This is a genomic window from Pseudomonas sp. HY2-MNA-CIBAN-0224, assembly GCF_040310285.1.
Taxonomy (GTDB): Bacteria; Pseudomonadota; Gammaproteobacteria; order Pseudomonadales; family Pseudomonadaceae; genus Aquipseudomonas; species Aquipseudomonas helleri.
Window position 1 is genome coordinate 1 of sequence record NZ_JBEOPQ010000408.1, and the last position, 281, is coordinate 281.

General features: G+C 37.7%; 1 protein-coding gene. It reads right to left on the bottom strand.

Annotation, left to right across the window (positions count from 1 at the left end):
• Window positions 1-78: 78 nt before the first annotated feature.
• Window positions 79-281: hypothetical protein (locus AAEZ03_RS26950; RefSeq protein WP_350582872.1), on the bottom strand; the 203-nt coding region annotated here is incomplete at its 5' end.

A 281-nucleotide genomic window follows, 5' to 3' on the forward strand; every position in this document is an offset into this window, starting at 1 on the left:
CCTAAATGGTGAAGTGATTCGTCTTGATGGTGCCATTCGTATGGTTTAGTTTGACAACTGCCAGAACACGTTGTTATCTTATTCATCATTTTTGCACAAAACCTGATCATTAAATATGACATAGTGCTTTGATATATTATGACTCGTTGCTATCAAACATTGCTTATAAGGACCAAAGCCTATGTCATTTTTCTCTTTCAGTCTTAGCACCAAATCTCGTTGGTTGTTTATTGCGATAGGACTTGGTCTGACTGCCATTATTAGTACCAGTGCGATAGGCT